We start from the raw sequence: 12,688 nt of genomic DNA, 5'->3' as shown, positions 1-12,688 counted from the left end.
CGTCACGGCGGCACCTGAGAAGGCACACACCATTCACAAGCCTGACACAGGCGCCTGGAAATGCTCTGGGCGAAGAAATCCCAGCTCAACGGACGATTCGAGCCTGCGGTCCGCCTTTGGGCGCGCTCAGACAGCCGCCCGCGACGCGCTCAGAGCGAGTCGAGCACCGCCGCGAGACCGTCGTCCGCCACCGCCCCGGTGACCTCCGACGCGATGGCCTTGACCTCGTCCGGCGCCTGCCCCATCGCGGCGCCGCGGCCCTCCGCCCCGGCCCACTCGAGCAGCTCCAAGTCGTTGCGGCCGTCGCCGACGGCCACCAGCCGGGCGGCGGGGATGTCGAGCGCGTGCCGCACCCGCTCCATCGCCGTCGCCTTGTTCACGCCGTCCGGCGAGATGTCGAGCCACGCGGTCCAGCCGATCGAGTAGCTCACCCGCTGGAGGCCCATCCGGTCCACGATCGCGAGGAACTCCTCCTCGTCGTGCTGCGGCGAGACCACCACGACGCGGGTCGCGGGATGCTCGGTGAGCTCGTCGAACTCGACCTGCTCGGCGTTCACCAGCTCCCAGTCGGTCATGCCCTCGGTGTAGCGGCGGAACCCGGTCGGGTCCTCGACCATGAAGCTGCCGGAGGGCAGGTGCGGCCGGATGGTGCGCAGCACCTCGGTCGGGTCGAACGTCTCGATGAACTCGCGCCGATAACCGCCTTCGACGGTTTCGTCTCGCATCATCGTCAGCGCACCGTTGGCGCACACGACGAACCGGCTGGTCAGGCCGAACTTCTCGTGGATCGGCCGTGCGGTCTCCCAGCTCCGGCCGGTGGCCAGCATCACCTCGTGCCCGGCCTCCCGGACGCGCGTGACGGCCGCCAGCACGGCGTCGCCGACGGACTCGTCCTCGTGGATGAGGGTGCCGTCCACGTCGAGCGCGATCAGCAGGCGGTCGCTCCCGGCAACAGTGCTCACTGCGCGATCGGCTCCAGGACCTCGAGGCCGCCCAGGTAGGGCCGCAGCGCCTCCGGCACCAGCACCGACCCGTCGCCGCGCTGGTGCGTCTCCAGGATGGCGACCAGCCAGCGGGTCGTCGCGAGCGTGCCGTTCAGCGTCGCGACCGGCGCGGTCTTGCCGGACTCGGTGCGGTAGCGGATCTCCAGGCGGCGGGCCTGGAACGTCGTGCAGTTGGAGGTCGACGTCAGCTCGCGGTAGCGGCCCTGCGTCGGGATCCACGCCTCCACGTCGTACTTGCGCGCGGCGCTCGACCCGAGGTCGCCTGCCGCGGTGTCGATGACGCGGTAGCTGAGCCCGAGGGCCTGCATCATCTCCTCCTGCCAGGCGAGCAGCCGGGCGTGTTCGGCCTCCGCGTGCTCGGGCAGCGTGAAGACGAACATCTCCAGCTTGTTGAACTGGTGCACGCGGATGATGCCGCGGGTGTCCTTGCCCGCCGAGCCCGCCTCGCGCCGGTAGCAGGTGGACCAGCCGGCGTAGCGCAGCGGCTCGGTCACGTCGAGGATCTCGTCCGCGTGGTAGCCGGCGAGCGCGACCTCACTGGTGCCGGTGAGGTAGAGGTCGTCGTCGGCCAGGTGGTACACCTCGTCGGCGTGCGAGCCCAGGAAGCCGGTGCCCTGCATCACCTCCGGCTTCACCAGGGTGGGAGTGATCATCGGGACGAAGCCGTTCGACACGGCCTTGTCGAGCGCCATGTTCATCAGGGCGATCTCGAGGCGCGCGCCGATGCCGCGCAGGAACGAGAACCGGGCCCCGGCGACCTTGGCGCCGCGGGCCATGTCGATCGCGCCGAGCAGCTCGCCGAGCTCCAGGTGGTCGCGCGGCTCGAAGTCGAACTCAGGGACGCCGCCGATCTCTTTGAGGACGATGAAGTCGTCCTCGCCGCCGCTCGGGACGCCGTCCACGATCGGGTTGCCGATGCGCCGCAGCACCGAGGAGAAGTGCGCCTCCGCGGTGTTGGCGGTCTGCTGCGCCTCCTTCACCCGGCCGGCGAGCGCCTGCGCCTGGGCGACGAGCGCCTGCTTCTGATCCTTGGGTGCCTGCGCGACCTGCTTGCCGAACACGTTCTGCTCGGCGCGCAGCTCCTCGAACGCGGTGAGAGCGGCCCGGCGCTCGATGTCGGCCTGCAGGGCCTCGTCGACGAGCTGAACGGAGTCGCCGCGGGCCTCCTGGGAACGTCGGACGACATCGGGGTTCTCGCGCAGCAGGACGGGATCGATCACTGCCCCAGCTTATCGTCGTCCAGTAGCGTGAACCCGTGGACGATCGGGCGGGGGCGAGCGGCACGACGGTCGCCGTCGTCTACAACCCCGTGCGGGTGGACGTGCGGCGGGTGCGGGCGGCGGTCGAGGCGCGCGCGGCGGAGGCAGGCGACATCGAGCTGCTCTGGCTGGAGACGACGCCGGAGGACGGCGGCCAGGGCCAGACCCGGCGGGCGCTCGAACGCGGCGCCACGCTCGTGCTCGCGGCCGGCGGCGACGGCACCGTGCGTGCGGTCGCGGAGGCGCTGCGCGACCAGGAGGCCACGCTGGGCCTGCTCCCTGGCGGCACCGGCAACCTCCTCGCCCGCAACATCGGCGTCCCGTTCAGCGGACTGGAGGAGGCCGTCGCCGTCGCGTTCGGCGGCGTCACCCGCCGCATCGACCTCGGGGTCGCCACGGCCGAGCGGCCCGACGGGAGCAGCAGCGAGCACGCCTTCCTGGTCATGGCCGGCATCGGCTTCGACGCCCGGATGATCGAGACCACGCGTCCGGAGCTCAAGCGCCGGGTCGGCTGGCTCGCCTACGTCGAGTCGGCGTTCCGGTCGTGGCCCCGCTCGCGGAAGGTCCGGGTCCGGTTCGGGATCGACGACGAGCCGGAGCAGACCGCGCACGTCAGCACCATCCTGTTCGCGAACTGCGGCGCCCTCCCCGGCAACATGCAGCTCATCCCGGACAGCGAGGTGGACGACGGCCTGATCGACATCGCCATCCTGCAGCCCGCGACGCTGTTCGGCTGGCTGGCGATCTGGCGCAAGGTCACCTGGGAGAACCGGGTGCTGCGCCGGAGCTCGCTCGGGCGGCGGATCATCCGCTTCACCGACCGCGCGATCCGCACACGGCTCAGCTACCTGCGCGGGGCGGCGGTGGCGGTCGAGCTGGACGTGCCGGAGCCGTTCGAGATCGACGGCGACGGGTTCGGGGAGGTCATCCGGCTCGGCATCGCCGTGGACCCGCAGGGGCTGCGGGTGCGCGTGCCCCGGTGAGCGCCCGACCTCACCCGCAGCTGGACATCAGCGTGTGCAGGCCGTCCTCGACCTGCGTGAACGCGGATGCGACCGCGGACGCGTCGCCCTGGCCCGGGGCCGCCGCCTCATAGTCGACGAGGGCGGTGCTGAGGGCGCTCAGGTCGTTGTCGGTCGTGTCGATCGCATCCCAGCTCTTCTGGTCTTGGAGCGAGGACGTCGCACCGTCGAAGGTCGACCATTCGTCGAGGAGCGTGGTCTTCGCGTCGGCCGGCCGATCCTTCCAATCGGAGGACTGGAGGGTCGTGAGCGCAGTGGAGAGCGCCTGCGCCGCGCTCTGCAGCGTGGTGCACTCGGAGCTCGGCGCGACCGGGGCGTCGGAGCCCGCCGCCGTCGCGAAGTGGCCGACGCTGCTGATCGCGACGATGATGACGACCGCGCCGATCCACAGGGCGAGCAGGGCGACCTGCGCATAGCCGATGATCGTCGCGGCGAGCGCGAGGCCGCGGCCCTTCTCCCCCGTCCGCCGGATCTGGGACAGCGCGATGTGCCCGCAGATGATCCCGGCGAGGCCGACGAAGAACGACGTGATGAACCCGACGATGGCCAGGACGTTCGTCGCCGGCTCGGGCGGAGGGTACGGCGAGTACGGCGGGTACGGCTGGTACGGCGGATACTGCGCGTACGGCGACGGGTACGGGGACCGGTCGGACGGCGGGACGGGGTCGGAGGCCATAGGCCTCCCATTGTGCAGCCTGCCGCAGGTTCCGGCCGCGCGACCTACCGCTCGTCGTCCGGCAGTTCGCTCTCGCCCTCCGGATACGGCGTGCGCTTCGGGCCGCGCCCGGCGAGAGCCGTGAGGAACAGCAGCGCCACCAGGGTGAGCAGACCGACCGTGATCAGCGGGCCGGCGAGCATCCAGCCGAGCTGCGAGATCACGAGCGAGCCGACGTCGGTCGACGGCGTGGAGCCGGTGTAGGAGAGGCTCACCGAGACCGAGTAGAGCACGATGCCCAGCACGACGAAGCCGCCGGACACCAGCCAGAGGGCGAGCATCAGCGGATTGCGGCGCGGCGAGAGCTCGAGCCGGTCGAGGATGCCGGCGGCCGAGGACGGGACCGACGATGGGGCCGGCGCCGGGGCCGCGTACGCGCGGTCGAGACCGGCCTCGGCGGGAGGCTGCGCCGCCGGCGCCACCCGCGGCACGTCGACCGGCGCGATGCTCAGCGAGGCCGCCTCGACCGGCGCGCGGTCCTCCTCCTCGCGACGGTCGTCCTCCGTCGCCACGGACGGCGCCGCACGGAGGCGGGTCCTGGCCCGCTCACCCGGCTGCGGCCGGTAGCCGCGCTGGAACTGCGGGTCGTAGCGGGGGTCGATGCCGCGCGCGGCGTCCTTCTGCTCGTCGTCCACGATCATCCCGACCTCCCGCGCATCGGATGGGAGCGGCCTCGGATGGGAGCGCTCCCTGCTGCGCAGCTTACCCGCGGTCGTCCGCAGCGTCACCGTGATCGTCCACCAGCGTGCCGAGCCAGGCGCGCGCCTCGGTGAAGACCTCGTCGCGGTAGCGCTGGTCGAAGTCGACGCGCACCCCGTCCGCCCGCGGATACGAGCCGAGGAAGATCACGGACGGGCTGAACCGGCGGAGGCCGAGCAGGGCGTCCGCGACGCGCTCGTCGTGGATGTGGCCGTCCGCGTCGATGACGAACCGGTAGCGGCCGAGGGCGTCGCCGATGGGCCGCGACTCGATCAGGCTCAGGTTGATGCCGCGGGTGGAGAACTGCTCCAGGAGGTCGAGCAGCGAGCCGGGACGGTCGTCCGGCAGCTCGGCGATCAGGCTGGTCTTGTCGGCCCCGGTCGGCGCCGGCACGCTGCGCGACGTGCTGACCAGGACGAACCGGGTCACGGCGTTCGGGTTGTCACCGATGTTCTCGGCGAGCACGGTCACGTCGTGGTGGTCGACGATCCCGGGCGGTGCGATGGCGGCATCGGCGGTGCTCCCGTCGAACAGGGAGGCCGCGGCGGCGACGTTGCTGGACGCGGGAAGATGCCCGTGCGCGGGCAGGTGGGCGTCGAGCCACTGGTGGCACTGCGCGTACGCGACGGGATGAGCGTTGATCGTGCGCACATCGGCCAGCGTCGTCCCCGGCCGGGCGACGAGCACGAAGTTCACGGGCACGAGGTACTCGCCGACGATCCGCAGCCCGGGGACGGTCGCCAGCGCGTCCTGCGCGACGGAGACGCCGCCCTCGATGGAGTTCTCGATGGCGATCATCGCGGCGACGCTGCGCCCGGACACCACGTCGGCGAGCGCCTCCCCCACGTTGTTGACGGCCCGCCAGCTCTTGCCGCGCGCCTCCGGGACCTGCGCGAGCGCGGCCTCCGTGAAGGTGCCGGACGGCCCGAGGAAGCTGTAGACCTCGTCCACGGACGCGGTCAGCTCGGCGGTGGGGTCGGGCGCGGAGGACATGGGCCTCAGCATATCGAGGGGCGTCGCGTCCGGCCCTCGCCCCTTCCCCGCCGCCGTGGAAGAGTAGTCGCATGGACGAACGAGCAGGCACCCCCGCGCAGCCCTCCGACCTCATCGACGTCGACGCCCTCCGGCGCGCGTACTACGAGCTGAAGCCCGACGTGAGCATCGCCGAGCAGCGCGTGGTGTTCGGCACCTCCGGGCACCGCGGGTCGGCGCTCGACACCGCCTTCAACGAGAACCACATCGCCGCGACGACGCAGGCGATCGTGGAGTACCGCAACGCGCAGGGCATCACCGGCCCGCTGTTCATCGGCGCCGACACCCACCTGCTCAGCGAGTTCGCCACGACCACCGCGCTGGCGGTGCTGGTGGGCAACGAGGTGCGCGTGCTCGTGGACGAGTTCGACGACTGGGTGCCGACGCCCGCCGTCTCGCACGCGATCATCGCCTACAACAAGGCCGGCCACCCGGACCAGGCCGACGGCATCGTGGTCACGCCGAGCCACAACCCGCCGCGCGACGGCGGCTTCAAGTACAACCCGCCGCACGGCGGCCCGGCCGACACCGACGCGACGAGCTGGATCGCCAAGCGGGCGAACGAGATCATCGCGGACGGGATGCGCGACGTGCGGATGGCCGAGCCGAGCGGCGTCGAGACCTACGACTTCCGCGGCAACTACGTGGCCGACCTCGCGAACATCATCGACGTGAAGGCCATCAAGGAGAGCGGCATCCGCATCGGCGCCGACCCCCTGGGCGGCGCGAGCGTCAACTACTGGCAGGCCATCGCCGACACCTACGGACTCGACCTCACCGTCGTGAACCCGGAGGTCGACCCGGCCTGGGGCTTCATGACCCTCGACTGGGACGGCAAGATCCGGATGGACCCGTCCAGCCCGTCGGCGATGGCGTCGGTCGTCGCGCGCAGCGGCGACTTCGACATCCTGACCGGCAACGACGCCGACGCCGACCGGCACGGCATCGTGACGCCGGACGGCGGCCTGATGAACCCGAACCACTACCTGGCGGTGGCGATCGACTACCTGTTCGCGACGCGCACCGGCTGGCGGGAGGACGCCGCGGTCGGCAAGACGCTCGTCTCGTCGTCGATCATCGACCGGGTGGCGGAGTCCCTGGGCCGGCGGCTGTGGGAGGTCCCGGTGGGCTTCAAATGGTTCGTCCCGGGCCTGATCGACGGCTCAGTGGGCTTCGGCGGCGAGGAGAGCGCGGGCGCGAGCTTCCTGCGCTTCGACGGCTCGGCCTGGACCACCGACAAGGACGGCATCCTGCTGGCCCTGCTCGCCAGCGAGATCCGCGCCGTGACCGGCAAGTCGCCCTCCCAGCTCTACCGCGAGCTGACCGAGCGCTTCGGCGACCCGGTCTACCAGCGGGTGGACGCCCCGGCCAGCCCGGAGCAGAAGGCCGCCCTCGGCAAGCTCGACGGCGACGCCATCGCCGCGACCGAGCTCGCCGGCGAGCCGATCACCGCCAAGCTGAGCCGCGCGCCCGGCAACGACGCACCCCTCGGCGGCGTGAAAGTGGAGACCGCGACGGCGTGGTTCGCCGCCCGCCCCAGCGGCACCGAGAACGTCTACAAGATCTACGCCGAGAGCTTCGCGGGCGAGGACAACCTTCGCGAGGTCCAAGAGGAGGCCAAGCGCATCGTCGGCGACGCCCTCGGCGCGTAAATCCTCCGTCGAGGGGCACGTAAACGCCCCTAAAACGCGGTTTTAGGGGCGTTTACGTGCCCTTCGGCGTGCCGGAGGCCAGCGTCCAGCGGTTGCCGTGCGGCAGCGGCTCGTGCGTGAACTCGTCCACCAGCAGGGCGATGAGCGCGAGGCCCCTGCCGGACTCGCCGAAGTCCTCCGGGTCGGGCATGGCCGTCGACGTCAGGTCGATGTCGGCGGGCTCGGCGTCGTCGGTGACGACGGCGCGGATGCCGTCCGGGGTGTGCCCCACCTCCAGCTCCACGCGGGTGCGGGTTCCCTCTTTGCCGTGCTGGATGACGTTGGTCACGACCTCCACGACGGCCAGCTCGAACGCGCCGCGGCGTTCGGCCGGGATGTCCGGCCGGCGCACGGCGAGCTCCTCGAAGAGCGTGTGGACGCGCTCGATCGCCTCGGCGTCCGCCGGCGCGAGGAACGCCTCGCGGAACGCGTCAGTCACGGTAGGCGTCGTCGGTCGCCGGGTACACGCGCAGGATGCGGTCCAGGTTGGTCAGTCGCAGGACGCTCGCGACCTGCTCGGACGCCGCGGCCAGTCGCAGGTCGCCGCCCGCCGTCCGGGCGGTCTTCAGCCCGCTCACCAGCGCGCCGAGGCCGGAGGAGTCGATGAACTCCACCTCACTGAGGTCGAGCGTGAGCCGTGCGTGGCCCTCGTCGACCACCCGCTGCACCTCCCGGCGCACGGTCGGGGCGGTGACCAGGTTGATCCGGCCGTCCGCGGCGAGCACGGCGACACCGTCCTCCCGGATGGTCGTGGTGATGTTCATCGGAGGCGGGGCTCCTTCCTGGCCGCGTGTGCGGCCGGTCTGCGGTACAGGGCCGCGCGCGGGATGACGGCGAGCACGACCAGGTCGTAGATCACCCAGACCGTGTTCACCAGCGTGCCCAACCCGTCCGCGGTTCCGGCGATGACACGCAGGACGCCGACCACCGCGGCGATCACGAGCACCGCCATCGCCGTGAGCTGCGGCCAGATCTGCCGCCACGGGATGGGCGCTCGGCTGCTGCGCTCCTTGGGCGTGACGACGAAGCCGAGCTTGCGGCCGAACCAGACGTTCGCGGCGGCCGTCCAGCACGCGCGGATCCACAACGGGAACAGCGCGAGGGCGTACTGCTGGCCGCGCCAGGTCTTCAGCCCGCGGGCCGCGACGAGGAACATCAACTGGCTCAGGATGAAATACGGGAGGAATCGCGCGAAGAACTCGACGCTCCACGCGGTCACCGGCATGATCCCCGTGAGCAGGTAGATGACCGGCGCCGCCAGGTAGACGACCGACGCGAAGCCGGAGAGGTAACTCCACATCGTCGCGAAGTACATCAGCCGCTGGCCCGCGGTGAGCCCGCGCTTGACGAGCGGGTTGTCCTTCAGCATCACCTGGAGGGTGCCCTGGGCCCAGCGCAGCCGCTGGCCGAGCATCGTCCCCAGGTCCTCCGGCGCGAGCCCCCAGGCGAGGATCTCGTGGTGGTAAACGCTGCGCCAGCCGCCCGCGTGGAGCTGCATCGCCGTCGCCATGTCCTCCGTGACCGAGATGGTCGCCATCGGCATGACCGGCTGCGCCTGGCCGGGCCGGTCGACGGCGAGCGTGTCGGCGATGCGCTGCACGGAGTCGATCGCGCCGAGCGGCGACCAGTCCCGCTCGGCGAGCCGGTCGAGCGCGACCTCGTCCACCACGAACGCGCCCAGCTCGGAGTCGGCCTGCACCGGGAGTGCGGCGATCGCGCGCAGGTCCTCCTCCATCGCGGCGACGTCGCTGCGGACGGCCGACCGCGACACGTCGTCCACCTGCTTCTGGAGGCGGTACGTCACCTCGCCGACGCTGTCGCCGGCGCGCAGGCGGGCGTTGGCGGCCTCCACATGTCCGCGCACCTCGGAGATGAGGCGCGCGGCGTCCGGGTCGGAGCGGGCGGAGCGCTCCGCCTTCGCCAGCAGGCGGTCGGCGGAGCGGAGCGAGAGCCGCACCGTCTGCTCGACGTCGCGCACGTAGCCGACGATGCCCAGCTCCATCAGCGCGTCACGGCGGAGCACAGCGTTGGAGCCACAGAAGAAGGCGGCGTTCCAGCCGTCCTTGCCCTGCTGGATGGGGCCGTAGAACAGCGGCGCCTGGTTGCCGAGCGGGTCGGCCTCGTCCACGTTCGAGAAGAACTGCGGCGTCTGCACGAGCGCGACCTTCGGGTCGGCGAAATAGCCGAGCGTGCTGTCCAGGATCTGCGGCTCGGCGATCTGGTCGGCGTCCAGGATGAGGAGGAACTCGCCGTCGGTCTGGAAGAGCGCGTTGTTGAGGTTGCCCGCCTTGGCGTGGCGCGGCTTGTCCACCCAGTCCTCGGAGCGGGTGACGTAGCCGAGCCCCTCCCGCTCCGCCGCAGCGCGCATCTCCGGGCGGTCGCCGTCGTCGAGGACCCAGGTGCTGTGCGGGTAGTGGATGGCCTTCGCGGCGCGCGCGGTCGTCAGCACGAGGTCGATCGGCTCGTCGTACGTGGTGATGAAGACGTCGACCGTTCCGGCGGGCGGCGCGTCCGGGCCGGTGCGCACCTTCACGCGCCACATCGTGATGGCGAAGAAGAAGGTGTCGACCAGGCTGTAGGTCTCCGCGACCACGAGCGGCACGGCGATCCACCAGGCCGACCAGTTGACCGACGCCAGCCACCGCCACGCCACATAGTCGAGGCCGGCCAACACCGTGAGGACGCAGACGATGCGGAGCAGCCCGCGATTCACCAGGTGCTCCGGCGCACGATCACGGCGGTCACGTCGTCGATCGGCACGCCTCCGCGCGCGGCGCTGAGGATGCGGGAGACCGCGCCGCCCGGCGTGACGTTGCCCCGCACGATCGCCTCCAGGACCGGGAAGGCGCGGTCTCCGCCGAGCGCGTCCAGGACGCCGTCGCTCACGCAGACCAGGGAGTCGTTGGGGCCGAGCATCACCCGGTCGGGTGTCCGCGGCTCCGGCGCGGGGAGGCCGAGCGGGAGCGCGCTGCTCTGCAGCCGTTCGAGCGGTCCCCTGTCGCGGACGATCACCGCGAGCCCGTGGCCGGCATCGACGTAGTCGACCGCGCCGTCGGTGTGCACCTTGGCGTGGAAGAGGGTGACGAACGTGGCGAGCTGGTCGAGGTCCTCCTCCACGAGCCGGGAGGCGGCGTCCACGGAGTCCTCCAGGTCGGAGAAGTCCATCGCGCTGCGCAGCGCGGTGCGCACGGACGCGCCCACGATCGCCGCGGCCATCCCCTTGCCCATCACGTCGCCGACCGTGACGCAGAAGTCGTCCCCGACGTCGTACCAGTCGTAGAAGTCGCCGGAGACGCCGCGCGACGGCTCGCAGGCCGCCGCGACGTCGAACCCGGGTGCCCGGGGCTTGCGGCGCGGCAGCAGGCCCTTCTGCGCGATCGCCGCCCGGTCGATCTCGTCGTCGCGGTTGAGCTCGTCCTGCACCCAGTCCGCGAGGTCGCGCAGCACGCGCTCCTGCTCCGGCGTGATCGCGTGCGGCTCGGTATCCAGCACGCACAGGGTGCCGACGGCCTCCCCGCCCGGCGCGTGCAGCGGCTCGCCCGCGTAGAAGCGGAGGTGCGGGTCGCCGACGACGAACGGGTTGTCGGCGAAGCGATCGTCCGCGGTCGCGTCGAACACGATCAGCGCCGAGTCCTGCCGGGCCGTGACGTCGCAGAACGCCTTCTCGCGCGGCGCCTCGGTGGTCAGCCCGATGTGCGACTTGCGCCACTGCCGGTCGCCGTCGAGGAGGGTGATGCTCACCATCGGCACGGCGAAGAGCTGCTGCGCGAGCCGGGTGATCCGGTCGAACCGCGCCTCCGGCCCGCTGTCCACGACCCGGAGGCCGGCCAGGGCGCGTTGCCGCGCGCTCTCTGTCTGCTGCACCGCCTGCGCGTCGACGACCATGCGTACAACTGTACTGAGGTGTCTACCGCAGTCCAGGGTGACGTCATTCCGTTACGCAGGGTAATTCCGGCATGAAATCTAGCCTGCACAGTGCTTACGTCCTACATTCAGGATCGACGGCTAGCCTGAGGCGATGCACTCCGACCCGACGCCCGGCACCCCGACCCGCGCGCAGGCGCGTGCCGGCGAGAAGTCGCCGGGCGCGCCGATCGCCCGACATGGACGCCTGAAGCCCCGCTCCTTGCGGTCCTCCCTCGGCGCCCTGGCCCTCCGTACCGTCGCCGTCGTCGCGGTGAGCGCCGCGGCCCTGGCCGGCTTCGCCGTCCTCGACGTGTTCGCGACCGTGAACGCGAAAGAGGGGGTGCAGCTCGTCGACGCTGCAGGCAACGCCCTGCCGCCGCGGGTCGGGGCGGTCGACGGGGCGTTCACCGTCCTGTTGGCAGGCAGCGACAGCGGAGGCGGGAACCCGGCCTACGACGAGCGCGACGCCGCCCTCAACGACGTGACGATGCTGCTGCATGTGTCGGCCGACCACAGGGACGCCACCGTCGTCAGCCTCCCGCGCGACCTGTACGTGCCCATCCCGTCCTGCCCGGACGGCACGGGCGGCAGCCACAACTCGATGAGCCGCCAGAAGCTCAACACCTCCCTGAGCTACGGCGGCCTCGCCTGCACGGTGCTGACCGTGAAGCAGCTCACCGGACTGGACATCGACTACGCCGGGGTGATCGAGTTCGACGGCGTCATCGAGATGTCCAACGCAGTCGGCGGAGTGCCCGTCTGCGTCTCGGGAGACATCGTGGACCCGTACAGCGGACTCGATGTGAGGGCCGGCGACAACAGCCTCCAGGGCGCGCAGGCGCTCGCGTTCCTCCGCACCAGGCACGGCGTCGGCGACGGCTCGGACCTCGCCAGGATCAGCAATCAGCAGGTGTTCCTGTCATCGTTGGTGCGCACGATCAAGAGCGCGGACACCCTGGCCAACCCGCTGAGGCTCTACGGACTGGCGAAGGCGGCGGCGGACAACATCCAGCTCTCCGAGAGCCTCAAGGACGTCACAACGATCGCGTCCCTCGGCGTCGCTCTGAAGGAGGTCGACCCCGCCAAGGTCGTGTTCGTCCAGTACCCGAACCACCTCGACGGCGACGGTGTCGCTCCGACCGTCGACGAGGCGGAGCTGCTCATGTCGGCGCTGCGCGAGGACCGCCCGGTCACCCTGACCGGCGACACCGGGCTGGGGTCGGAGACCGTGGAGGCGGCGCCCGCGCCGGCGGAGCTCGCGGCCGGTGAGCCCGCCGCCTCCGCCACGGTCGAGCTGCCGTCGAACGTGCACGGGCAGACCGCGGCGCAGGTCACCTGCTCGCGGCCGTTCGCGGACTAG

The 12,688-nt window shown here is 71.5% G+C and carries 12 protein-coding genes; 3 read left to right on the top strand and 9 right to left on the bottom strand.

From position 1 onward, the window contains the following. Positions 1–149 precede the first annotated feature (149 nt). Entirely contained in the window at positions 150–962 is an 813-nt protein-coding gene (locus ACFRFH_RS07010) for an HAD family hydrolase (protein ID WP_382462263.1), read from the bottom strand. Continuing rightward, positions 959–2,224 (bottom strand): serine--tRNA ligase, encoded by a 1,266-nt coding sequence (serS, locus tag ACFRFH_RS07005; protein WP_382462262.1) that lies wholly within the window; start codon positions 2,222–2,224, stop codon positions 959–961. Before serS ends, ACFRFH_RS07010 begins: the two co-directional genes overlap by 4 nt. A 35-nt stretch (positions 2,225–2,259) precedes the next feature. Here serS and ACFRFH_RS07000 point away from each other — a divergent pair, with 35 nt between their 5' ends. Then, positions 2,260–3,246: a diacylglycerol/lipid kinase family protein gene (locus ACFRFH_RS07000; RefSeq protein WP_382462261.1), complete on the top strand. Its 987-nt coding sequence runs from the start codon at positions 2,260–2,262 to the stop codon at positions 3,244–3,246. 10 nt (positions 3,247–3,256) lie between these two features. On the opposite strand, the gene ACFRFH_RS06995 is transcribed toward ACFRFH_RS07000, so the two are convergent. Genes ACFRFH_RS06995 through pheA form a run of 3 tightly spaced genes read right to left on the bottom strand, consistent with a single transcriptional unit; the run spans position 3,257 to position 5,692 of the window. Then, complete coding sequence (locus ACFRFH_RS06995) at positions 3,257–3,961, bottom strand: DUF4190 domain-containing protein (RefSeq protein ID WP_382462260.1); 705 nt, start codon at positions 3,959–3,961, stop codon at positions 3,257–3,259. 44 nt (positions 3,962–4,005) lie between these two features. Beyond that, a complete protein-coding gene (locus ACFRFH_RS06990; RefSeq protein WP_382462259.1) occupies positions 4,006–4,728 on the bottom strand; it encodes a hypothetical protein in 723 nt (240 codons plus the stop codon). After that, on the bottom strand, positions 4,703–5,692 hold the full coding sequence (gene pheA, locus ACFRFH_RS06985) for a prephenate dehydratase (protein ID WP_382462258.1): 990 nt from the start codon (positions 5,690–5,692) through the stop codon (positions 4,703–4,705). Before pheA ends, ACFRFH_RS06990 begins: the two co-directional genes overlap by 26 nt. A 71-nt stretch (positions 5,693–5,763) precedes the next feature. On the opposite strand from pheA, the gene pgm reads away from it, so the two are divergent. Continuing rightward, positions 5,764–7,383: a phosphoglucomutase (alpha-D-glucose-1,6-bisphosphate-dependent) gene (pgm, locus tag ACFRFH_RS06980; RefSeq protein WP_382462257.1), complete on the top strand. Its 1,620-nt coding sequence runs from the start codon at positions 5,764–5,766 to the stop codon at positions 7,381–7,383. A gap of 52 nt (positions 7,384–7,435) precedes the next feature. Here the strand turns inward: pgm and ACFRFH_RS06975 are convergent, their stop codons facing one another. Genes ACFRFH_RS06975 through ACFRFH_RS06960 form a run of 4 tightly spaced genes read right to left on the bottom strand, consistent with a single transcriptional unit; the run spans position 7,436 to position 11,307 of the window. Further along, a complete protein-coding gene (locus ACFRFH_RS06975; RefSeq protein WP_382462256.1) occupies positions 7,436–7,861 on the bottom strand; it encodes an ATP-binding protein in 426 nt (141 codons plus the stop codon). Continuing rightward, positions 7,854–8,186 (bottom strand): STAS domain-containing protein, encoded by a 333-nt coding sequence (locus tag ACFRFH_RS06970; RefSeq protein ID WP_382462255.1) that lies wholly within the window; start codon positions 8,184–8,186, stop codon positions 7,854–7,856. Before ACFRFH_RS06970 ends, ACFRFH_RS06975 begins: the two co-directional genes overlap by 8 nt. Beyond that, a complete protein-coding gene (locus ACFRFH_RS06965) occupies positions 8,183–10,135 on the bottom strand; it encodes a glycosyltransferase family 2 protein (protein WP_382462254.1) in 1,953 nt (650 codons plus the stop codon). Before ACFRFH_RS06965 ends, ACFRFH_RS06970 begins: the two co-directional genes overlap by 4 nt. Continuing rightward, a complete protein-coding gene (locus ACFRFH_RS06960; protein ID WP_382462253.1) occupies positions 10,132–11,307 on the bottom strand; it encodes a PP2C family protein-serine/threonine phosphatase in 1,176 nt (391 codons plus the stop codon). The genes ACFRFH_RS06965 and ACFRFH_RS06960 overlap by 4 nt, the downstream gene beginning before the upstream one ends. Before the next feature lie 133 nt (positions 11,308–11,440). On the opposite strand from ACFRFH_RS06960, the gene ACFRFH_RS06955 reads away from it, so the two are divergent. Continuing rightward, positions 11,441–12,688, top strand: coding sequence for an LCP family protein (locus tag ACFRFH_RS06955; protein ID WP_382462252.1), 1,248 nt, complete (start codon positions 11,441–11,443; stop codon positions 12,686–12,688).

It is taken from the genome of Leifsonia sp. NPDC056824 (assembly GCF_042789575.1).
Lineage (GTDB): Bacteria > Actinomycetota > Actinomycetes > Actinomycetales > Microbacteriaceae > Leifsonia.
This window is presented reverse-complemented; position numbering and strand designations above follow the sequence as displayed.